This window comes from Bacillus sp. 166amftsu (assembly GCF_900107445.1).
Taxonomy (GTDB): domain Bacteria; phylum Bacillota; class Bacilli; order Bacillales; family Bacillaceae_G; genus Bacillus_A; species Bacillus_A arachidis.
Genome location: NZ_FNQA01000003.1, coordinates 158,752 through 182,430 on the forward strand (window position 1 = coordinate 158,752; position 23,679 = coordinate 182,430).

Sequence of the window (23,679 nt, forward strand, 5' to 3'; positions counted from 1 at the left end):
CACTTGACCATGAGGGTGTAGAGGCTCGTGATCAAGTGACTCGTGGAATAAAAAGCATAGGACGGAATCCCCAAAAAGGGTGAAAAACAGGAAATTTGTATATAACTTTATAAATTGTACGTGAGTAGTAACTATTAAATGAAATGTCATTGATAGAATACAAGTGTTATGTTATATTCAAAACTTTTGCTTTAAGAGCTCGAGCTCGAAAATTACTTTCATTATCATTTATACCAAAACGCTCACTAATTATCTCAAGTCTATACTGATAAGTGCCTGGTGAAGGAAAATCTATCCACGTAACGGAGGGGTTAAAATCAAGCTGGCTAGAAGTTGTTATTGGTATTGAAAAAACACGTTCAGCTGCCTGTGTAAGAAGATTTCTATCCCTAAATAGCTGGATTACAACGCCTGCACCATAAATAGTTAAACCCTCAAATGGAACATAATGGGCTGTAGCAAAGGCATCCAAATCAACTGCTTGACCTGGTAATACTGTTATAGGTGGAAGTGTTAAAGTTAGCGTGAGCGCAGGTCTTATTTCATTACTACCTGTGAAAGAAACACTAGCTATACCTGATGGTTCTGATGGTCCTGTTGGTCCTGTTGGTCCTTTTGGTCCTGTTGGCCCTGTTGGCCCTGTTGGCCCTGTTGGTCCTGTTGGTCCTTTTGGTCCTGTTGGTCCTTTTGGCCCTGTTGGCCCTGTTGGCCCTGTTGGCCCTGTTGGCCCTGTTGGTCCTTTTGGCCCTGTTGGCCCTGTTGGTCCTGTTGGTCCTGTTGGTCCTGTTGGTCCTGTTGGTCCTGTTGGTCCTGTTGGTCCTGTTGGTCCTGTTGGTCCTGTTGGTCCTTTCTTATGATCACAACAATTTACATTTATTTCAATAGAATGATCGTCGCATTCATTTTTGCAATGCTTGTAGTACTTATCATCGTAGTAATCATTGTACTTATCTCTGCAGTGATCGTCGTACCTATTTTTGTAATGCTTACAGTATTTATTATAGTGGTCTCCCATATTCTATCCCCTTTTCAACATTATAATAAATACTATTAAGATTTTAATAGTTGTGCCTGTATGCTTGTCCAGCATTTCCTACAAAATTTCAAAGTATATACTGTATTCAAGAGAGGTTTACATAACCCCACTTATCAGTAGTCACTGTATCTAGAAAAAACCCCTTCAATTTACTTGCTGAAGGGATTTTGTATTTACATAATTTTCGGTTGTGGAAGTTAACTTTTGTCCTAGTTTAAATGAGTGGTATTGTTATTAAACCTAATAGGCTTGTATTCAAGTAGATATATGCCTGTGTTGTCAGTATGGAACCATACATCATGCTCTTTCGGTAATTGAAGGAAGCTATCTATAATTTTTGTAATCACTCCTTCATGGGAAACAATCGCAATTCGTTTGTACTGTTTACTCCTTTCTCTAACAGCTACAAGGATGTTCTCAGCACGTAATCTAAAGTCTAGTTCACTCTCCCTCTTCTGCATTTCACATAACTCAATTAAATACTCTACAGGGCATTTAGCAGCATTACTCAAAATTTCAGTAGATTGAGTCTCTCTAAATAGAGTACTCGACCAAATAAATTCTGGAGGAAATTCCTTTGATATATAATTTGATAGAGAAAAAAGGAGAGCGAATTGCTTATTTCGGGCAAAACTCTCTCCTTCTTTATTAATTTGAGTTTTTATTTGGATTTGCTGCCAGCCCTCCAGTATTGAAACTTTTATTTGTGATTCTTACTGTCGTTTGGCCATATTTCTCTTGAACTAACCAGATGGCTATCGCACCGATAATACACGGAATTGCAAATGCCATAAAATTAAATTGAAGTGGAAGCTGCGAGCTTAATAAAAATCCACCAAGGGTAGGACCGAGAATACCACCAATTCTTCCTACTCCCAATTCCCAGCCTACCCCTGTTGAACGGATACCAGACGGATAAAACTGTGAGACATATGAATTAGTATTAATTTGTGTACCTGTTGTTGTTCCGCCAGCAATAAAGAGTAATACATACAGTAAAACAGCATTGGGTCTAAGACTTAAAGCAGTAAGGGACAAAAAGCCAAGTACAAAGAAGGTAATTAAAATTTTACGTGATCCGAATCGGTCTGCCAGCTTACCTCCAAATATAGCCCCTACTACCGCACCTAAATTAAGCGTAATTAAAAACAGTAAGCTGGAACCAACAGGATATCCGGAAGATTGCATAATTTTAGGCAGCCAAGTACTTAAACCATACATGACTAATAGACACATAAACGCTGCCACCCAAAACATCAAAGTACTTAATGCACGTTTTTCAGTAAATAGCTTTTTAATTGAAGTATCTGTGTTATCTGTGACATTCATGAAAAATTCGTCTTTTTTACTGAACTGATCTTTTGGGCTTATTTTGTGAAGTGTAGAGATAAGCCTATCTTTTTTATTTTCTTTTACATAATAACTATACGATTCTGGTAAAACTTTATAAAGAAAAGGCAAAACCAATAAAGGAACACCTGCAACCCAGACAACTGCCCGCCAACCAAAGAGTGGTAATAGCGCTAAAGCACCCAATGAAGCAAGAATCCCACCAAATGCATGTCCGCTAAACATGATAGCTACGAGTGTATTGCGCAATTTTTTAGGTGCATATTCAGTAACCAGTGCAATCAGATTTGGCATTACTCCTCCGAGGCCAATACCTGCAACAAATCGTTGAAAACCAAATGTAGATGGGGCATTTGCAAACCCAGAGATAAATGTGAACACGGTAAAGATAATTGTGCATATTAAAATGACATTTTTTCTACCAAATCGATCGGCGAGAGGCCCAAAAAACATTGCTCCTATCATCATACCAAAAAGGGCATAGCTACCTAACTTACCAGCTGCAACAGCATCCATTCCCCATTCTGCCATTAACGCTGGTAGAATGGCACCCAACATAAACATATCATAACCGTCTACAATAATAATAAATATACAGCACACGAGCAATATTAAATGAAAGCGGTTAAACTTTTGGTTATCAATAAAATCATTAATATTAATCTGTCTCATAAGTACTCCCCCTAATTATAGAGTTGTGATGTAAACTTCCAATCCAAGCCCCCTATTTGCAACATTAAATGAATCCCCAATAAGTACAGCGATTACATTTTTCCTCCTCATCATTCATCTACTTTTTCAATGCAGCTATTTTGACCATATGAGAGGTGAAAATAAAATTAAATAACAACGGTAATAGAAAGAGATACGTCACTCCTTTTATAATAATAGTGAATCTTGTTTTCTATTAGAGATTATATGGCCTTATTAATTTAAATTCAAGAATAATCAAAATATTTTTAAAACAAAAATAGCAACATTGTTCCGTAAGCCTTCAAATCATTTAAAAATGATATTTACAAATAGGCCCCTTTATGAAAATCCATTCGTTTTACTGGATTTTCATAAAGGGGCCTTTCGAGATGATGATTCAAAAAGTGATTCCCCCCTTTTTGAATCATCTTTTGAGTCACCTATTGGTTTGGATTAAAACGGTACAACTTTATTTCAAACCTACAGTATTTTCCTCCCTCTAATCTGTTATTCCTACATAAACTAAGAATCCCATCATAAGTATCATACCGATTATTAAGAGTGGTATATCGTCTGTAGTACCTGACCTACGGTATTTTACTACCCCTAAACAACACGCACCTATCAAACCTAAACATATCATGAATATCTTCATAGGTTTATACTCCTATTAATAGTATTTTTTGTCGTCTATAAAACCTATTAATAACCATAAAACACCTTTTGAAACAAACATACAAATAAAGAACAACCTTTTATAAACAGTTACTCTTTTTTCAAAGCGGATAAACTTTGTTATAAACAAATAAACTTTATTTCAAATCCACACATCTTAGTTTATTTTTTTCGTAGTTAATAAGTTGATTATGAAGATTGGTAACCTAAAACACCAGATATACCCCTACTTACTTCTAAGATATATTTACTTAAGTCCTGTTTATCATTAGTTGGTATCTGTTCACTGAAGCCTACAACTGCTACTGAAGCCAAAAGGTTTTTCTTATAGTTAAATATCGGGAATGATACAGATGATACGGATGCGATAATTGGCTCTGTGGCAAAAGCAATTTCTTTGTCACGTATCAATTGTATTTCCTCTTCTAATTGTGTCAGTTGATGCGGAAGCATCCTTTTTGATTCTCTTTCTTTCCACTCATGGATAATAGGAGCATCCTGAAAGGCCAAGAAGATTTTACTTGCAGATGAGGTTAGTGGCAAAAGTGTTCCAACTTGTGCCCCAATATTAAACCCAAGATTATTATTGAACATTTTTATAACCATCGGACCACTTGGCGTCCAAATGGAATAGATAATGGAACAGGAAGATTTCTGATTAAGTTCCTCTAAAAAAGGAGTAATTCTATCAAGAACATTTTCTTGGTCAGCTGCAATCATTCCATAATTAATTAATTTGCTTCCTAATACATAAGTGCCTGAATCTTTATCACGATAAAGGACGTTTAATTGAACAAAGGTATTTAAATATTTATATAAATTACTTTTCGTAATTTGCGTGAGTTCTTGAATATCTGCAAATTTTAATGGCCTTTCTTGCTTTGCAATGACATCTAAAATTCCCATTCCTATTTGTAATGACTGAATAGTAGATCCGTTTTTTACTTTTTCCATTACTCTCCCCCTCGTTTTATGCGTGAGAATACTACCTATTACATTCCGCATTATTTTCCCCATGTAATTACCCCTATTTACAATAACAAACCATTGAATATGAAGGCAACAGTGTTTCCTGATGTCTTCATATTCAGAAAAATTATATCACTATTTTTCTGCAAGCCGGGTTATTACCTTGATTATGTTAGTATTCAATTTTCAAATCAATATTATTGACAATTATCAGAAAAATAAATTATCATAATAGTGAACTTAGTAATCTATTTAGATAACAATTTAAGAAAGGGGATAAGATTATGAAATTAGTTACATATAGCCGTGAAGGGTCTACTCGAATTGGAGCTATGTTAACTGGGACAAATCAGATTGTAGATTTAAATTATGCATATCAAGCGCTACTTGAATCACAAGGTAAGCTTCGTTTTGAACAGATTGCTGAAGCGTATGTGCCGGCTAATATGACTGAATTTTTACAGGGCGAAGATGAAAGTCTTTCTATCGCTAAAGAAGCAATTTCATTCGCCCTTAAAAATGAAACCGCTTTTAAACATAAACTTATTTACGCATACGATGAAGTGAAAATAGAGGCACCTGTTCCATCGCCAGGGAAAATAATTTGTGTAGGGCATAACTACCGTGAACATATATTAGAAATGGGCAGAGAAATCCCAGAGTATCCACTTATTTTTGCAAAGTTTGCCAACACAATTATCGGACCGCAAGATGATATTCCGTTTTATCCAATCTCAGACCAACTTGATTATGAAGCAGAATTGGCCTTTGTTATTAGCAAAAAGGCACGCAATGTATCACAAGCTGATGCACTAGACTATGTAGCTGGTTATACAATTGTAAATGATGTAACTTACCGTGATATTCAACGGCGTACTCTTCAATGGCTTCAAGGAAAAACAGTAGAAGGCAGTGCACCGATGGGGCCTTGGTTAATCACAACGGACGAACTACCAGACCCAAGCGGTCTTGAAATGGTCTTGACAGTAAATGGTGAAGAACGTCAACGGACCAATACAGATAACTTTGTTTTTAATGTTCAATATTTGGTTGAATTTTTATCCACTTTAATGACACTTGAGCCAGGTGATGTGATTTTAACAGGAACTCCAGGTGGTGTTGGTGTTGCTCGTAATCCACAAGTATTCCTTAAAGACGGAGATGTTGTCAAAATTCAAATTGACAAGGTTGGTACTTTAGAAAACAAAGTATTACGCGTACAGGCGGATTAATAAGCATGGCTGAAAAGACACTCCAAGAATACAATGTATCCATCCAGCAATTGATTAATGATATTATTCGAACTTGCCGAAGCCTTTCAGACGATATGATTCGCTGGAATCCATCCGAAACAGAATGGTCAGTTCTTCAAATATTATCACATCTAAAGGAAGCCATTCCTTACTGGATAAAAGAGGTTTATAGGGTAATTGAAAATCCAGGTACTGAATATGGAAGAGGTTTAAGTGATACTGATCGATTAGCTGCGGTATCAAACCCATCAACACTGTCTATAGAAGGTACGTTAAAATCGATTGAAAGTCTAAAGGAACAAGTTTCTTCTCTTTTAAACAATTTAACAGATGAACAGTTAAAAATAGAATCTCCGCATCGAAATTTTGCTAAGTTTGGTAATAAACCTGTTTCTTTTATTATTGGCCATTTTATTGATGAACATCTTGCCTCTCATTATGGTCAGATTCAACGCAACCTGTTAACAAAGAAAAAGTGAATATATGAGGAGTTGATAAACATGGCAGAAAAAAATGAATTTATGAATAGCCAGATTGTAAAAGATTTTACAAAGGACATTCAACAATATAATTTAGGTCCACTTTGGGAAGCTATTCCAGAATTAATGGATAAAACGCCGGAACCGCACGCGCAAGCATATTTGTGGAAGGGAGAGCTCCTAACTAAAAAATTACTTGAAGCTGCTGAGATTTTTACCCCTGAACGAGGCGGAGAACGTCGGGCTATTTATTTTCAAAATCCTGGATTAATCTACCGTCAGCCTTGGGGATGGGCTTCTACAACCCAAACGCTGTATGCCGCCGTCCAATTGTTATTGCCAGGTGAGATAGCACCATCTCACCGTCATTCTCAAAGCGCTATCCGTTTTATTACAGACGGTGAAGGTGCTTACACAATTGTACAAGGACAAAGGGTATTTATGGAGGAAGGCGATTTCCTAATTACTCCGAAAAATCTTTGGCATGGACATGAACATGTTGGAGACAAGCCAATGATTTGGATGGATGCACTCGATATTCCAGTAATATATTCAATTGGCGGAACGTTCTTTGAACCTTATCCAGGCCAAATTGAATCGCCAAATACACCTGATAATTTCTCAGAACTTCGCTACAAGGGAGGAATGGTTCGTCCAATATCTGATCGATATTCATCCACCGCCCCACTCGCTAACTATAAATGGAATCGGACTGTAGAAGCTATTCAAGGTTTAACGAACTTTGAGCCAGATCCGTATGATGGATATGGGGTAGAATATATTAACCCTTCGAATGGTCAAACTGCAAACCCCACAATGGCGGCATGGATGCAATTATTGCCAAAAGGATTCCATACACAAGCACATCGTCATACACATTCGTCTATTTACCATGTACGCCAAGGTTCAGGTTATTCCATTATCAATGGTGTACGTTTTAATTGGACAAAAGGAGATTATTTTGTTGTCCCAAACTGGGCATGGCATGAACATGTAGCAACAGAAGAAACATATTTATTTTCTGTTAACGACTTGCCAATCATGGAACGATTCAATCTGGAACAAAAGCAACACTTGGATATAAATAATGGAAAACAAGAAACGATAAACGAATTTAAACCTGCACTTGTATAATAAATAAGATGTGAGTAGACTGCTTAATAGCAATCTACTCACATCTTATCTTTTCACTAAAAATAATTTAAAAAGCTGTCAAATATAGCTTTATAAAAGACTCTCAAAGGAAATACGCACTATTACCACTAAAAGGCATTTATCATTTCATGCATTATAATAACAATATGCGGATTTCTTCTATGTTATAGCTTACGAGTTTGTACGAGTTCATTAGTTTAGTATACATTCCATGTGTTTATATTCATCGCCCAATAAAATGTCATCTCGCCTAAGCTCGTACTTCGTTTTCTGTTCTATCATTGCACGTAATACTTTATGATGGTACAACCATCATGGGGTATGTACTTTTTAACAGCCTATTCTTTTTCATCCATCTTCTGCTTTAAATATTCAGCAATTTCTGTTTGTCCTCTTTCTATAGCAAATTCATAAGCTCCCATATCTCTCATTGTATCCCCTGTGTACTTAACGGTAATATCTATACCATTCTGAACAAGATACTTTACAATATCAAGGTGCCCGCCATAAATCGCTGAGAATAGAGGATTTCTATTTGGGTCACTAGCATCTAATATTGCACCATTATCAAATAAGTACTCTACAATACTAATTTCACCTTCACTAGCTGCATGTGCAATAGGCGCTGACTTTGGTACACCTTCGTTTATGTTAATATCTATACCAGATTCAACTAGAAATTTTATCATATCCAGTTTACCAGCTCTTGTAGCCTCCCCCTCGGCGTGAGAAGATTGTCCCCTAGCTTCCGTACTAGTAGTCCCTTCCGCATGAGAAGCCGTTCCTATAGCTATTGAACCAGCACCTTCTGCATGGGATGATCTTCCTTCTGCTGTTGTTTCTTCTCCTTCTGCATGGGAAGCAAATCCACTAGCAGTGCTGGTTCCTTCTTCTACGGCACATCCTATTTCAGGATCAACTCGAATGCAACCATTACAACAAGGCGTTATAGCGGAAACCCCTATTTCTTTATTCTGATTTTCTTCACCTTGGTTTTCATAAGGATTCATTTCGTTTTGCTCTGACATAAAATCCCCTTCTTTTTGATATATTTTCTATATAAATCATAGAGTTGATGTATATAAATATTTATTCAGAAATCTATTTGAAAGGGACAAAAGTGTTTTTTCAAAAAAATCATCCTCTAACTAGTAGATTAATTTTTTATGTATTGGTTAAAGGAAGTGAGTTGTTTTAAAAGGGATATCGATGTCAAAAGCTCGATGTTTCTACCAGTAATTAAAGATGCATACATTATACTTTTCTAATTTACATAACGTCCTACTACCGGCTCCTATTTTTAAAGAAATTGAAATACAAGCTAGCGTAGTAACTACTATTTCTTATGATATTTTATTCGATCGAGAATCTATTGATAATAATTTCAAACAATATATAAATATGATTTTAGGAGAATATATGGAGAATTGGCCTAATCACAAAAATGGCCTATGGAAAGAAACGATAGAAATTACGAAAAGAAGTGGGCTTACTTTAAAAATTGAAGAGCTAAAAGCTAGGTAGTATGAAGAATTGTTGTGTCTACTTGTATCTAGACTCCTGCACATTATGTAGGGATATTTTCTTAAAGAACAGGCCCTTCTTTTAACTAGTAAACTAAACTATACACCGGTTGCTAAATATACTGGGAACCGGTGTATTTATGTCTAAACATACAATTTTTTTTTGATAAAGTGACCCTTATGAGAGTTTAGCTCACCTTTTTCGTTTTGGGAAAAAATTAATTTTTCAACTTGATAGCGATGTATAGTGTCCCCTAGTAGACCTATTGGTTTGCAATTTACAGATGATGTCTTGAAATTCCCTGCATAGTCGCAGCCATACTCATTAGTGCAATCGCAAATATAAATAACGAGTATTATAGGTCTCTTTTTATATTATCCAAAATGAATAAATTATTTTTTATAATAAATAATTATTTGCGACGTCGTTTCTTTGCTTTTTTACGCTGATTTGTATGATGATATTTTTTTATATGAGTACTTTTTTTCTTCTTATAATCAGGTAACTTTAATATAAGGAAGGTAAATAAACAAAAAATCAAGAATATAAGGTTTGCAATTATCCAAAGGCTAATATCATATTCATATAGCTTACTAAAATACTTTTTTTCATGAATAATATGGCTTACGTTGCTGTCAATTGCTTCGAGAGTATAAGGAATGACCCAAAAGGAACCAATTAATATAACAAAAGTTCCAAGGATGAAACTGAGTATATGTTTTATCAAGTTCTATTCTCCTTTAATTATATTTATTGTATGTCGTATATATGGTTCTGGTTCGAAGATTGTATTTATCAAAAAATATATCATACAAATTGTTATCAGAATATAGGAGAGAAATGCAAAAAACACTCCGATGCGAGTGTTTTTTAATATTTAGGGCCCATCATCATAAATTGGTTTGATCAGGCTTCCATTGCCTTTCTATACTTTTCTAAATCACCTTCTATATTTCTAAAAGCGTCAATTCTATAAGCAGGTTGGCTTTCCAACTCAGTAAGCCTTCTTTCAATTTCTTTTGACATATTTCCATCCCAGCTGTGAGCTAAAACCGCTTTTATAGATCTTAAATTCTTTCTATGATTCTCTAAATCTGATATACACTTCACCAAATCATTTTACGCGCCTAATACATCTCCAGCGTGATTAATAACATCATAATTCTTCATACAATCCTTCCATCTGTTAACTCTTAGTATCTTCTTGTTTGAATTTATCCGCCTGTTGTTCTATAAAGTCCGCTGCTAAACGAACTGGCCCCATATAACTTCTCTGAAATCCATAAACAGCATAAGTTAGCGTGTTAATTAAATTCCCATCTACACTAGCTGACGATTGGTTTAATACATTAATTATTTTATTGCTTGATCCAGTAAACTTTTGATTTATATCTTCTATTTCCCTTTTTAAGCCCGACGCAATTTGTTTTACCCCTTCCACTAATAAACGAGCAAGTACTTCATCACTAACCGAATTACTCATAGTTTCTCTCTCCCTAAAAAAGATTTATAATATTAATAAACATTTTTAGGAGAGAAAATATGGATAAACCCAAAAAGAAAAATGTTATAATTTTAATCATTTTAGCAATTATAATTTTAATACTAAGTTGTACTGCATCATTTATTCATAATAGAAATATCACAAAAGAAAAAGCTACTAAAGTCGCAATACAGCACATGATAAAAGAAGAGAATATCGATTTTGTGGTAACCGATGTCAAAATCGAACACTTAGAACTCAAAGGTTTTATTACAGTATCAGGATATGATAAAAAAGATAAACAAGAAAGATATCACGTTATGATAAATAAGACCCAAAATTATACAATCGAATTTTGTGGGAAATTAAATCCTAACTAGTCAATGAATAAAATAATATGATTATAGCAAGGGAATGCTTGTATGCGGATCTGTACTGCATTCTCTTATTCTATGGGGGAAAATATGATTAATTTAAAAAAGAAAAATATTATACTTTTAATCATTTTAGCAATTATAGTTTTGACTATTGGATGTATGGCAAAGTTTATTCATGACAAAAACACTGAAAAAGCTGCAAAAGAAAAAGCTGCTGAAGTTGCAATAGAAACTATGAAAAGAGAAAAAAATATAGATTTTGTGGTAACTGATGTCAAAATTCAACACTTAGAACTCGAGGGGTTTATTAGAGTTAGAGGATATGATAAAAATAATAAACAAAAAAAAAATTACGTTGTAGTAAATAAAATTCAAAATTATGAAGTCGCGTATTCGGGAGAAGAATAATCAATTTCCAACAGAAAACTCTCATCTTCAAACACTATGTTAATAGGGTACCTTAATGGTGTCCTCTCTTTATAGGGGGAGCACCGTATACCCAAAACGATTAAAATAAAGCTTTTATGCTCTTTATTAAGTTAACTTTAAGCATTGAGTTATTGTATATTGTCATGTTAGTAGGTACTTTTGACACTACTAGTATTATTTTTCATTTGGTCGGCCTCTTAGTTGAGTTTATGGGATGAAAATTACTACAGAAACTGCAGGTTAAAAAATTTCACAGCTTCCCCTGCTCCACAATAAGTATAGGGACTATCAAAGCCATCCCCATTATGAACTCCTACCCTTTATTACACCTATTTATGGTCAATATTCTTCATCCCAACCACATATTCCTTCTTAGACTAAACTGCCCTTTAGTTTAAGTGTAAATCTTCACAACTTAACTTCTATTTAACATAAATATCCCCCCCTCCTATTAAGAAAGAACCGAAAACGACTGTTTATGGGACTTTACCTATTTCTATTCAAATTCAGTCTCAAAACTCATTACCAAAAATAAAAGCTCCTAACATATTAGTCATATACAATATGTTAGGAGCTTGATATTTTAAATATTTTTTGGATTTAGGTCTTGATAAACATACTTCATCAACTTTTCGATTCATTCCTGTTGCTTTCATTTTATCTACTCCCTTTTTTTATAATACATTATTCCTATACGCTTTTTTGTTATTATAACAATATTCATCTGAGAATAAAGAAAAAAACCTCCTCATCCTCCTTTGAGATTCGTCAAATCAAATTTAAGGATTCTATTATTCACTATAACGAGCTTTTCCTTCCTCAATACCCATCCTATTATCAAGTTGATTACAACAAGAAATAAACGAATCTGAGAAACCCTTTTTAATGAACATATAATTTTTTGAAGTAAAAAGAGTTAGAATTTCATCACCACTCATTTAAACACAGTATTCCATCTAATAATTATCCAAATTCAAACGTTTTTCTTAAGAATAAGAAGTTGAAAATGTTTTTTGATTGCATTTCCCCTACAAATTGATCATCTTTTTCAAATTATAATCTACGTATATCTAGGTCCTATCAATTTCTTGCATCTCCCTTCAAAACAATCTTATCATTCTAAATAATCAGTCTGATAATCATATAATTTGTAGGATTTTCTTATTTTTTGTCGAATACATTCAATGGGAGGAGGGAAATTGCATGCTTTTCACAGGATTCTTCATTAATCTATCTATTTTTGCTTTCCTAGTTAGTTTAACTTTTTTTATCCATGTATTTATTGGGAAAATGGATTCTAAATCAATTCAGTTATTTGGAGGCATATATGCAGGTATTATAGCTGCTATTTTGATGATTTTCAGTTTTAAGCACATGGGATTGTTTTATGACCTTCGAGTAGTCCCTCTTATAATTTCGTTTATTTATTTTGGCCGTACAGCCGGCTGGATCACATTAATGTTTGTTTTATTTATGCGTATCTTCTACTTAGGTGGCGATTGGGGACCAGCTTTGATAACCTCCTTAGTAATAGGTATTATATATACTATATTTAAAACATATTTTAAATATATCCATCCTTTTAAAAGCGTCTTTCTTTATCTAGCTGTTTATCTAACTATAATCCATTTAGCAGTTGAATTCTTTTTTCCATCTATATCACTTATCCTTCTTGACATTCAGGGTACATTATTTATATCTTCAGGACTATTAATTGGTATTTTTCTTATGGAGTCCCATCAAAAATTATATAGTTTAACACAGAGTTTAGCCAAAGCGAATGAAACATTACAAGAATCAAAGCAAGAATTAAGGGATACCGTCCATGAACTACAAGGAGGTATTTTTAAATTTAAAAAAGTGAATGGGGATTTTATTCATACTTTATGTGATGGACAGTTATTTTATCAACATGGATTTTACTCTGAACAAGTGGTAGGTAAGAGTTTACTTTCCGTAGATCGCTCCATTGTTCCATTCCATTTAGTACCTCGACTACTAAAATATTATCAACAAGCATGGGATGGTAATGAAGTCACTTTCGAATTACCTTGGCCAAATGATGAGACTATTATGCTACTCTCTCTTAGGCCTGTGAAAAGAGAGGGAACTGTGATTGAGGTGGTTGGTTCTACCGTTGATATTACGAAAAGAAAAAATGCAGAAAATGAACTAAAGGTAACGAAAGAACGGCTAGAATCATTTATTAATCATAATGTAGATGCTATCACTATATTTGATTTAGACGGACACATGATACAAGCCAATAAAGCTTACGAAAAGATATTTGGATGGTCAGAAAAAGAAATCTTGGGAGAAAAATTACCTTGCGTACCAGATTTTTTAATGGATCAAACTTTAGAAACTATTAAAAACATTACCGCAAAAGATCCTGTTATTACTAAGTTAGAAACAGTGCGACAACGCAAGGACAAAACTCTCATTGATGTAAGCTTGACGGTTTCACCTATTCTAGATTTAAGGGGCAATGTAATTGCTTTATCAGGAATTTGTAGGGACATCTCTGACAGAAAACAAGCAGAAAGAGAACTACATCAATTACATCAACAATTAAGAGACAGTGAAATGAAATACCGCGCACTCATCGACCAAGCAACGGATGCGGTATACGTAGTAGAACTGAATGAGGATCAAGTTCCAACTCGATATATTGAGGTAAATCCTGTTGGGTGTAAAAGATTTGGATATAGTAGAGAAGAGCTTCTCTCGATGCCATTTTCTAGTACTGTTCCGCAAGATTCTCCATTGATCAAAAGATTTTTAGAAAAAATTAGAGAAGGACATACTTCTTTCACTTTACAAGATGAATTTGTGTTTCCGACAGGAAAAAGAATGACAACTGAGTTTGGTGTCCGTGTTTTTAATTTGAACGGCAAAAACGTTTTCTTGAGTATGTCTCGAGATATCACTGAACGGTTAAAAACTGAGGAGTTATTACGAAAATCGGAGAAACTTGCTGTAGTTGGTCAATTAGCCACTGCTATTGCCCATGAAATTAATAATCCTTTAACAGCAATGAAAGGATTCATGTATTTGCTAAAAACAACGGAAAATACGGGCAGTGAGCATTATATAGATATCGTGTTATCAGAGATTGAGCGAATAGGTAGTATTACTAATGAATTTATGGCGTTAGCAAAACCTCAGGCGCTAGAAATTAAAACAAATGACCTAAATGTATTAATGAAACAAGTTGTAATGATACTTCAGCCTCAAGCAATGATGAACAACATACAAATTACAACTGAGTTTACATCTGATACTTCATTCATCCTTTGTGAAGGGAATCAATTAAAGCAAGTTTTTATAAACATCTTAAAAAATGCGATTGAAGCAACTCCGATGGGAAGGGAAATCTTGATTCAAATCGAAGATGTACCTGATAAAAACCAGGTAAACATTCGATTTACTGATTACGGGTGTGGAATTGAAAAAGAACGTATACCTTATCTAGGAGAACCATTTTATAGTATCAAAGAAAATGGTATCGGTTTAGGATTAATGATCTGTTATAAAATTATCGAAAAGCACCAAGGAAAGATACTTATTGAAAGTGAAGTAGGCAAAGGAACGACAGTTAATATTAATCTTCCTATATCTACTCTCGAAAATTAAAGCACTTATTCATCTTTTTAGATACAATCTATCACGCGAATTTAAAAATAAAATATCTCAGAAGCAAAAAAGTTTCTTTTCTATAGTTTAGAATAAAGAAACTTTTTTTGCTTTTAAGATATATACACGCTACTTAACCTAATGGTATCTTAGGGCAGTCCTTCTTTCACTAAAATACTTTTATATCCCCCTACCATCCTATATACTATGCCATAAAATCGACCGTGTACTTGTCTAGGTTAATAGCACAAGGATTTTAAATATAAAAAGGCCGCAAAGCTTTTCTTCAAAAAACGCTCTGCGACCTTTTTATTTCTTATTCTACCTAAATAAAAATTAATTGTATTTTCTCTTGAATCAACGGTACGCTATTACTACATCTATTACTCATTTACTTTCATATAGATGATTTAATTTTGAATCATCTATATGAACCCAGGTAATAATCACTACATAAGCAATAGATGATCTTTTTTCCACTAAGTCACTTATTATTAAGTGAATCCCTAGTTGATAATAGTTTTTCTTTGAAATCACTTGGCTTAGACATATATAATCTCTAGTCTTTCTAATTTAATAGTATCCGTATGTCCAAGTTTGATAGGTTTCTTGCACCAAATCCAATTTTTTTATCTCATTCGTTGACGAGCAAATATGAATCCACCTAAAGCCACCAACAACATACCTCCAATGTATGAAATTATATCCATCGATGTTCCGCCTGTTTTAGGAAGCCATACTGATGTTTTAGTATTTTCTTTAGTAGGTGGAACTTTAGAATTGCTATTTGTGTCTGTATTTGCGTTTGGATCTGTACTTGGATTTTTTGGTTCTGTACTTGGATCTTTTGGTTCTGTACTTGGATTGTCCTTGATTTTTGTATTCGTGATATCATAACCGTTTACTTCGGATTGATATCCCTCTACTGGTTGTTCTTTTACTTCATATTTGTACGCTGCACCATTCGCATCATATGCTGCTAATTCTTTAAATGTATATTTCCAACCCGTTGCTTCACTTACTTCTTGCGTTGCGATAACCTGACCGTTTTGTAGTAAATCTACTTTAATTGTTTTCGGTCGATTTGCCGCATTTCCGTCATTCCACGTCTTTGTTCCTTCTACTTTCGTTTGGCCTACTTTTGTATTCGTGATGTCATTTCCTTTTACTTCGGATTTGTATCCGTCTACTGCTTGTTCTTTTACTTCATACTTGTAAGCTACACCATTCTCATCATATGCTGCTAAATCTTTAAACGCATATTTCCATTCGCTTGCTACGCTTACTTCTTGTGTTGCGATTACTTTTCCATTTTGTAGTAGGTCTACTTTGATCATTTCTGGACGATCTTTTGCGTTATCGTCTTTCCATGTTTTCTTACCACTAACTTCTGTTGTTTCTGTATTCTTGTAAGTGTTCGTAATCGTTGTTCCTTCTACTTTTGTTTCATAGTCCTTAACTTTCACTTCACTTACTGTGTACTTATACTCATTTCCTTGCTTATCGTACTTCGGTAGATCTTTGAAATCGAAGTTCCAGTTACCAGCTTGGTCAGCTTTCACTTCTTGTGTTTTCAACTCTGTACCATTTTGAAGCAATTGAACTGTTATGCTTTCTGGGCGTTTACCAAACTTGTTGTTGTAGTCATCCCATACTTTTTTACCATTTAGTTCTGTTTTGTCTGTATTTTTGTAAGTGTTCGTAATCGTTGTTCCTTCTACTTTTGTTTCATAGTCCTTAACTTTCACTTCACTTACTGTGTACTTATACTCATTTCCTTGCTTATCGTACTTCGGTAGATCTTTGAAATCGAAGTTCCAGTTTCCAGCTTGATCGGCTTTTACTTCTTGTGTTTTCAACTCTGTTCCATTTTGAAGTAGTTGAACTGTAATGCTTTCTGGGCGTTTGTTGAACTTGTTGTTGTAATCGTCCCATACTTTTTTGCCACTTACTTCTGTTTTGTCTGTGTTTTTGTAAATGTTCGTAATCGTTGTTCCTTCTACCTTTGTTTCATATCCATCTACTTTCACTTCACTTACTGTGTACGTGTACTCGTTTCCTTGTTCATCGTACTTTGGTAGATCCGTGAAGCTGAAATTCCAGTTACCAGCTTGATCGGCTTTTACTTCTTGTGTTTTCAACTCTGTACCATTTTGAAGCAATTGAACCGTGATGCTTTCTGGGCGTTTACCAAACTTGTTGTTGTAATCGTCCCATACTTTTTTACCATTTAGCTCTGTTGTTTCCGTATTTTTGTAAGTGTTCGTAATTGTTGTGCCTTCTACCTTTGTTTCGTAGCCGTCTACTTTTACTTCACCTACTGTGTACTTGTACTCGTTTCCTTGTTCATCGTACTTCGGCAGATCTTTAAAGTTGAAATTCCAGTTTCCAGCTTGATCAGCTTTTACTTCTTGGTTTTTGAACTCTTTACCATTTTGAAGTAGTTGAACTGTGATGCTTTCTGGGCGTTTACCAAACTTATTGTTGTAATCGTCCCATACTTTCTTACCACTAACTTCTGTTGTTTCTGTATTCTTGTAAGTGTTCGTAATGGTTGTTCCTTCTACCTTTGTTTCGTAGCCGTCTACTTTTACTTCACCTACTGTGTACTTGTACTCGTTTCCTTGTTCATCGTACTTTGGTAGATCCGTGAAACTGAAATTCCAGTTTCCAGCTTGATCGGCTTTTACTTCTTGTGTTTTCAACTCTGTACCATTTTGAAGCAATTGAACCGTGATGCTTTCTGGGCGTTTACCAAACTTATTGTTGTTGTCATTCCATATCTTCGTTCCTGAAACAGATGTAGTTTTCACCTTATTCGGAACCATAAGCTTTACACCTTTTTCAGCATTTCTATCAATTGTAAAGTTTACTTTCGCTTGAGGATCGAAATCTACATAGTTTGGAGCTGAAATCTCTTGCACATAGTAATTTCCTGGATCTAAATCAGGAACCTCAACAATACCTTTTTCATCGGTTTTATAAGTATTTCCAATTTGTTGACCCGATTCCGTATACAATTTAAACGAGACATCAGGTATGAATTTTTCCGTATTCCCTTCAATATGCTTAACAATTCTTAACGTTCCTTTTGGTGGTAAATCACCGTCAGCACCGCCATCTGAGTTTATGTTATCAGTCCAGGCCTCCCCTGAAAACGGTACCGGTTGCTCATTTAAAATTTGGTAATTAATCGTATACTTATTGACAAAAGTTTTTTGTTTCATTCCACTTTCAGTTATATTAGTTCTATATCTAATATTGAAAGATTGACCACTTACATAATCCTTATAAATTCTAATTTCAAAAGAATTACCGTTAAAAGTAATCGTTCCATAACCCCGATCCATAAACTGTTGAGGTGTTAAATTTTCATTTCCCAAAACAAAACTATCTAGATTTAATGTTTGACCTGATTGTGCTGTATCAGACAAAACAATGTCAGCACCTAGCTGTTGCTTGTTATTGTTTATAGGTATCTCCCACTTCACTTCAGTCGGAGCATCCGCATCCATTCTACCTGCTTTGTAGGAAAATGGCGCTGTACCTCCACCACCCTCAGTTGGACCCTTAATTGTGATTCTTTGTGTTTGTAAATTTGTTCCTAAATTTGTGTCAACTGTTAGTGTTTGTCCCGTCGCTACATCCTTAGTTGCTTGAACTTCAAATTTAAAAAAACCTCTAATATTTTGAAGTTTCTCAACGACATCACTAAATGTACATAAGACATTCGTTGACGTGATTTGACAAGTACCAAAATCAGTCCCTGCCTCATTTTTCAATGGAATCGTTCGACTATATCCTTGTAATTCTGGAGGTAACGTTAATGTTAATGTGTCTCCAGTTTTCATTTGATTTCCAGATTTGTCACTAAAATTAACTTTTATTCCTGTTCGTTCTCCGTAACCTAATTCCGTTTTATCAAGTGTAAAACTATCAACTAGTCCTGTTTTATTTAATTCTTGTGCACTTGCTATTATAGGCACCAAACTCTGACCTATAGTAAACATAAAAATCATTAAAATCGAAAAAATCGAAGTTACTCTTTTTATCATGTCATTCTCCTATCAATTATTATTAGATGGCTTCTAATATGAATATGTAATGACAATGACTTAATAGGATGATGACATTTCTTCTTTTTTAACTGTTATAAACTTAAAAACTTGAAAACAGGTTTCTAAAACGATTCCTCTGCTCCCCATTAACCTTCATTTTTTCTAATGCAACACTAATTTCACTAAGTTTACTATTTACAAATTTAACAATTGTTGATATTATTGTAACTGTCTAAATTACATTTTTTCATCATCCCTATCAAGTCTCGGAATCTTATGTTGTATCATATCTACCATCTCATGGTGAGCATAAATTCCTGATTAATAATGTTTTCATCCCAATGCTATTGGTTTATTCATACTACTTTCCATTGTTTTCAGATTCATAACATCAGTATGTCCAAGTTTGATAGCACCTTTTTAATGATTCACAATTTTATTTACCAGAACCTTTTGCCCCCTCCTAAAGGCATTTTTTATGCTCTCCTCCGTAATATATGACTACTTTGAAAATAAAAATAGCTTTTGTAACTTTTATAACTGATTTTGTAATTAAAGAAACCAAACATAAATACGATATTTTGAATATACTTCTTATTTTATACTCCTTCCTACATACACTGAAATATCATTCTTAAATGCTTGCGCCATCCCCCCTACCGAACCCTTGATTCACATAGTGAAAATTACAAATCCCTAGTAACCTTGTTTACTCATGTAAATCTTTCAAATCATTTTCCAGGTTGTAATTACGTTGGCTTATGCTTTTTAAGAAAATGAACGGTAACATCCTCAATCTGTCTCAGCTTATAAATTTAGTATTTTATTCACAACTTACATGACGTATAAACTTCTTGGTCAAATCTCGCTATACCGGATCTTCAATTAAATTCTCAGCATGACGACAAGATTCATAATTAATTGTAGTTGCTTATTTCTTTATTTCCATAAAACCAGATTTCACATTGCTTGGTCGGTACAATGGCATATAGGCCATTTATAAATAGCTGTAATACATGTGCACTTAAGTAATAAAGGTGTCATCAGAATAACAAAATACACGTGCTCTACTTCTACCAAATAATTAATAATTACATCTTAGTCACCTCACTATTTGTATATAATGCTAGATATTATATAAAACAAAGAAAGAGTAGTAAGCGTAATGTCAATCATACAAAAAACTAAATTTTCAGTCTTTTTTATATTTAAAGGAGGATATTTTCAGCTACTCTTTCTTTGTATTATGAGTTTAACACTAAACATAACGTATAACAAGACAAAATTATTCAATTTTCTATTAATTTCGACAATTTCCTTAGAGAGGCTTATATCATACTAGCAAAAGTTCCTTACAATGCATTTTAAACAAAGCCATTTATAAGTTTAATTATATTCGCATCAATAACGAAGAAGGCATAACAATGTTACGTATTCTACTTCGATTGAAGCCAACAGCATCATCTTCTTTCTTTTCTCTCTATTGATAATAAATAAAAGAACAAGGTGAGTAGGAACGGGTATTTAATGATGAAATTTTACAAACATGAACCGTACACACAACAAATACTACGCGATTCATTTTCAATAGACAAAAAAATGTTATTAATGATGAAAAAAGCAAAATTTCCTGTTCATACTTCTCTATTACATCTCATTCAATTCCCTACTCTAATTCTATCTGGCGCAGGAAAAGTTGTAATAGGTGTTGATGAAGGAAAAGTTGCTCTGACTGTAGCTTTGAAATAAAGTTCACTTAAAAAATTCGATTAAAACTCATTTAGAATTTTTCTATCAATTAGGAGGAAATACGGTACAACAATTTCATTGAATGATTCCTGATCTACGCCCTACACGTACTTGAGGAAAGGGACTTCTGTTGGAGTACTGTAAATAATGATGGACAAGAGTACCAATAGGCATCCCTTATACTTTACCTTCAAATACTTGGTAAATGATTCTTTTTGATTTTGATCAGAGTGAATTTCGTATTAATTTATACTTTATACAAACACACGCTTTAATTTTTTTCGAAAACGAATACCTAGCGTAATGGCTACAATGATAACCACTCCGAAGATAATTTTCCCAATGTGCTGTCCGAGCACCGCAAATATAACATGTGATTTTCCTCCTAACCAATAGCCACCAATTAAAAAGAAAGATACCCAAAATAGAGCACCGGCGTAGATCGTTATGGCAAAACGACGGAACGGTAAATTAATAATACCTGCAAAGTATCCAGTAAAATGACGTACACCTGGGATGAAGAATCCAATAAAGATAAGGAAATATCCATATTTATCAAACCACATTCTCGTTAAATCAATTTTTCTTTGTGTTAAAAATACATATTTCCCATATTTCTGTATAAAAGGCATACCAAGTTTATTCCCTAAAAAGTATTGAATTGTCATCCCTACACTTGTACCAATAAAGGATAAAATAATTAAAAGTGGTAATTGTAAATCTCCTTTATGTGCCAAGAAGCCTGCATATGCTAGTGTTGGCTCTCCTGGGAACGGAAATGCAATATATTCTAACAGTGTTCCAACAAGTACTACATAGTAGCCGTACTGCTGAAATAATTCATAAACCCATTCCATATTGTTTTCTCCTTTTTTTCTACAGTATTAATCACGTACAACAACCAGTGGTTACACTAGTCCTCATAAGAATCTAGGCATTTCAATGCTGAGTAGTTCCAAAGCAGCATAAACCTTTACTCTGCACAATAATTAAAAAACAGAAGTTCCACCCAATCATAAAAATAAAAAGCGAATAACTTATTAGGTTGATTACGATAATACTTAAGAAGGCTCTTTGCTGGATAGTAAAAAGCGGAAAACCGTATCACAAATAAGAGATACGGTTTTTACTAATAGTTAAAAATCATAACAGTATAAAAACACATTAAGTTTTGCCTTCATTGAATCAAAGTAAATTTCCTTTTCATTTATACGTTCAAAGTTTTGATTGTCATAAAATCCATAGTTACATTTAGCATCTGTATATAAATATAAAGATTTTACATCCATACTTTCCATATAATTAAACAAATGGTTCATTAGAGTCTTTCCAACTCCAAGACCTCTGGATTCCCCCGATACAATGAATAATTGTATACAACCTTGAAAATCATCTTCTTTTCCATAGATAAGTTCTTTATATGCATCTTGAACTTTTACAAATTCTTTCATGAATTGTTTATTCTCCTTATTGGCTATGAACATTTTAAGCATGTTATAGGCATAACTGAACGTATTATGAGCTTTCCTTAAACGATTTTTGTCTTTTGTTGAATCGCCCAAAATAACACCAATAATCTTATTGTTTCTTTCTGCTACTTTGCTAAATGAACTTCCTAAAATACAACTTTGTAGATAGATGTTTAATACTGAATCTAAAAATTTTTTATCCTTTATGATTTCATTGAAGCCAAATGCTTCGCCAATCAATTTTTTAATAGACTCGTAATCTTCTTTGACTAAATCTCTATATATTACTTTATTCATATTTACAAGCTCCCTTTTATATAAATATAATTTAATTTCGTATTTTATTGCGAATGCCTTATTATAATAGTAATATCTCCCCTTAAGGGAGAGTCAACGATAATATAAGAAAAAATACGAAAAGCCGCGTCTAGTATAATTACCAAACGCAGCTCGTGTTATTCCAAAAATGGTAGATATGCTTGTTGAATACCGTTTTGTGTTGCAATATAGAAATGCTTTGGCAAACCCTTCATTTTGTATACACTCATTAATAACAATCATGATGGGGATTCTACGTAAATCTAACATAAGCTTTTTTCGAACATGTTCTGCTAAAGCAAGATTTGATATGAATAAAATAAAAATTCCAGGTATTGTTTTGATAATTCTGGGTGAGATGTTTGATAACATTATTCCTGCTCTAATTCAAGAAATCGTAGGGGACGAAATTGCTAATTGGATGGAAGTGCCCTATTCTAATTGGCAAAAGTTAATGAAATTCAAAGAACTAATGGGTTTTCTTGACTCTGATTATTCGGGTGTTTTCGGAAGTATGACTAATCAGCTCGTGCTGGCATTGCTCAGGCGTCAGTCACTATCTTAGACATTGATACTCACTAGTTACTAGAATACGAAACACATGTAAACAATTATGGTGTAAAAAAACAGCAGAGTTTATAATATCTCTGCTGTTTCCTATTATTTAACTTCTAACGTGAACCAATTATTTAATGAATAGACAAGCGTTACCAAACAGCCAATTACACCAAACCAAATAACATTAGGATCAATCTTTGAACCAAATAATACTGCTATTACCGATACCATAAACAATAACATCGCTAGACCATTAATCTTAATTTCGACTATATCGCCACTTTTCACTTGCTTTTCTTTACTTCCAAAAAACAATTGATTTGCTTTTAGCTTTGCTTCTTTTACATCAGAAGGAAGCGTATACTCTTCATTATTTTCTAATTTCATTACCACTTCATTATCTACTTTTAAAGCTACTCTTGTAGCTCCGCCCATCATTCCTGTTGCCCTTATTACTTTTATACTCAT

At 33.9% G+C, this 23,679-nt stretch carries 20 protein-coding genes and 2 pseudogenes; 8 read left to right on the plus strand and 14 right to left on the minus strand.

The window, feature by feature from the left end; all coding sequences use genetic code 11:
* Positions 1–166: 166 nt before the first annotated feature.
* The 4 genes from BLV40_RS29315 to BLV40_RS12250 all read right to left on the minus strand — a co-directional run bounded on the left by BLV40_RS29315 (position 167) and on the right by BLV40_RS12250 (position 4,708).
* Positions 167–1,015, minus strand: a complete 849-nt coding sequence (locus BLV40_RS29315) for a hypothetical protein (protein ID WP_244525392.1) — start codon at positions 1,013–1,015, stop codon at positions 167–169.
* Positions 1,016–1,245: 230 nt separating this feature from the next.
* A complete protein-coding gene (locus BLV40_RS29320) occupies positions 1,246–1,548 on the minus strand; it encodes a histidine phosphatase family protein (RefSeq protein WP_244525393.1) in 303 nt (100 codons plus the stop codon).
* Between the two features lie 136 nt (positions 1,549–1,684).
* The gene (locus BLV40_RS12245; protein ID WP_244525394.1) at positions 1,685–2,989 is read right to left on the minus strand and encodes an MFS transporter; all 1,305 of its coding nucleotides are present in this window, start codon (positions 2,987–2,989) and stop codon (positions 1,685–1,687) included.
* Positions 2,990–3,943: 954 nt separating this feature from the next.
* Complete coding sequence (locus BLV40_RS12250) at positions 3,944–4,708, minus strand: IclR family transcriptional regulator (protein ID WP_090690389.1); 765 nt, start codon at positions 4,706–4,708, stop codon at positions 3,944–3,946.
* A 299-nt stretch (positions 4,709–5,007) separates the two neighbouring features.
* On the opposite strand from BLV40_RS12250, the gene BLV40_RS12255 reads away from it, so the two are divergent.
* The 3 genes from BLV40_RS12255 to BLV40_RS12265 are packed head-to-tail and all read left to right on the plus strand — an operon-like array spanning position 5,008 to position 7,589.
* Positions 5,008–5,955: a fumarylacetoacetate hydrolase family protein gene (locus BLV40_RS12255; protein ID WP_090690392.1), complete on the plus strand. Its 948-nt coding sequence runs from the start codon at positions 5,008–5,010 to the stop codon at positions 5,953–5,955.
* 5 nt (positions 5,956–5,960) lie between these two features.
* A complete protein-coding gene (locus BLV40_RS12260) occupies positions 5,961–6,455 on the plus strand; it encodes a DinB family protein (protein ID WP_090690396.1) in 495 nt (164 codons plus the stop codon).
* Positions 6,456–6,476: 21 nt separating this feature from the next.
* The gene (locus BLV40_RS12265) at positions 6,477–7,589 is read left to right on the plus strand and encodes a cupin domain-containing protein (RefSeq protein WP_090690400.1); all 1,113 of its coding nucleotides are present in this window, start codon (positions 6,477–6,479) and stop codon (positions 7,587–7,589) included.
* 359 nt (positions 7,590–7,948) lie between these two features.
* Here BLV40_RS12265 and BLV40_RS28890 read toward each other — a convergent pair.
* Positions 7,949–8,317: pseudogene (locus tag BLV40_RS28890) on the minus strand (ankyrin repeat domain-containing protein); the annotation flags it as partial.
* Between the two features lie 538 nt (positions 8,318–8,855).
* On the opposite strand from BLV40_RS28890, the gene BLV40_RS28000 reads away from it, so the two are divergent.
* On the plus strand, positions 8,856–9,134 hold the full coding sequence (locus tag BLV40_RS28000; protein ID WP_139265527.1) for a hypothetical protein: 279 nt from the start codon (positions 8,856–8,858) through the stop codon (positions 9,132–9,134).
* 412 nt (positions 9,135–9,546) lie between these two features.
* Here BLV40_RS28000 and BLV40_RS29325 read toward each other — a convergent pair whose 3' ends face one another.
* From BLV40_RS29325 to BLV40_RS12285, 3 genes are all read right to left on the minus strand, one after another.
* Positions 9,547–9,861: a hypothetical protein gene (locus tag BLV40_RS29325; protein ID WP_090690404.1), complete on the minus strand. Its 315-nt coding sequence runs from the start codon at positions 9,859–9,861 to the stop codon at positions 9,547–9,549.
* Positions 9,862–10,040: 179 nt separating this feature from the next.
* The gene (locus tag BLV40_RS12280) at positions 10,041–10,244 is read right to left on the minus strand and encodes a hypothetical protein (protein WP_244525395.1); all 204 of its coding nucleotides are present in this window, start codon (positions 10,242–10,244) and stop codon (positions 10,041–10,043) included.
* A 76-nt stretch (positions 10,245–10,320) separates the two neighbouring features.
* The gene (locus BLV40_RS12285) at positions 10,321–10,617 is read right to left on the minus strand and encodes a hypothetical protein (RefSeq protein WP_211482119.1); all 297 of its coding nucleotides are present in this window, start codon (positions 10,615–10,617) and stop codon (positions 10,321–10,323) included.
* Positions 10,618–10,676: 59 nt separating this feature from the next.
* Here BLV40_RS12285 and BLV40_RS12290 point away from each other — a divergent pair, with 59 nt between their 5' ends.
* Both BLV40_RS12290 and BLV40_RS12295 read left to right on the plus strand, forming a co-directional pair.
* Complete coding sequence (locus BLV40_RS12290; RefSeq protein ID WP_090690408.1) at positions 10,677–10,997, plus strand: hypothetical protein; 321 nt, start codon at positions 10,677–10,679, stop codon at positions 10,995–10,997.
* A gap of 84 nt (positions 10,998–11,081) precedes the next feature.
* Positions 11,082–11,402, plus strand: a complete 321-nt coding sequence (locus BLV40_RS12295; protein WP_090690411.1) for a hypothetical protein — start codon at positions 11,082–11,084, stop codon at positions 11,400–11,402.
* A 533-nt stretch (positions 11,403–11,935) separates the two neighbouring features.
* Here the strand turns inward: BLV40_RS12295 and BLV40_RS28580 are convergent.
* Positions 11,936–12,079 carry a hypothetical protein gene (locus BLV40_RS28580; RefSeq protein WP_170833651.1) on the minus strand — a complete coding sequence of 48 codons (144 nt, stop codon included), beginning with the start codon at positions 12,077–12,079 and terminating at the stop codon, positions 11,936–11,938.
* 547 nt (positions 12,080–12,626) lie between these two features.
* Between BLV40_RS28580 and BLV40_RS12300 the strand changes: the two genes are divergently transcribed.
* Positions 12,627–15,059: a PAS domain S-box protein gene (locus BLV40_RS12300; RefSeq protein WP_090690415.1), complete on the plus strand. Its 2,433-nt coding sequence runs from the start codon at positions 12,627–12,629 to the stop codon at positions 15,057–15,059.
* A 629-nt stretch (positions 15,060–15,688) separates the two neighbouring features.
* Here BLV40_RS12300 and BLV40_RS12305 read toward each other — a convergent pair.
* Positions 15,689–19,114, minus strand: coding sequence for a Cna B-type domain-containing protein (locus tag BLV40_RS12305; protein ID WP_244525396.1), 3,426 nt, complete (start codon positions 19,112–19,114; stop codon positions 15,689–15,691).
* A gap of 1,530 nt (positions 19,115–20,644) precedes the next feature.
* Between BLV40_RS12305 and BLV40_RS12310 the strand changes: the two genes are divergently transcribed.
* On the plus strand, positions 20,645–20,866 hold the full coding sequence (locus BLV40_RS12310) for a hypothetical protein (protein ID WP_035415510.1): 222 nt from the start codon (positions 20,645–20,647) through the stop codon (positions 20,864–20,866).
* A gap of 254 nt (positions 20,867–21,120) precedes the next feature.
* Here the strand turns inward: BLV40_RS12310 and BLV40_RS12315 are convergent, their stop codons facing one another.
* The 4 genes and pseudogenes from BLV40_RS12315 to BLV40_RS12335 all read right to left on the minus strand — a co-directional run bounded on the left by BLV40_RS12315 (position 21,121) and on the right by BLV40_RS12335 (position 23,679).
* Positions 21,121–21,723, minus strand: coding sequence for a DedA family protein (locus BLV40_RS12315; protein WP_090690419.1), 603 nt, complete (start codon positions 21,721–21,723; stop codon positions 21,121–21,123).
* Positions 21,724–22,002: 279 nt separating this feature from the next.
* Complete coding sequence (locus tag BLV40_RS12320) at positions 22,003–22,632, minus strand: GNAT family N-acetyltransferase (protein ID WP_026593206.1); 630 nt, start codon at positions 22,630–22,632, stop codon at positions 22,003–22,005.
* Positions 22,633–22,790: 158 nt separating this feature from the next.
* A pseudogene (locus tag BLV40_RS29775) lies at positions 22,791–22,995 on the minus strand (hypothetical protein); the annotation flags it as partial.
* Positions 22,996–23,313: 318 nt separating this feature from the next.
* On the minus strand, positions 23,314–23,679 hold the full coding sequence (locus BLV40_RS12335; RefSeq protein ID WP_090690427.1) for a hypothetical protein: 366 nt from the start codon (positions 23,677–23,679) through the stop codon (positions 23,314–23,316).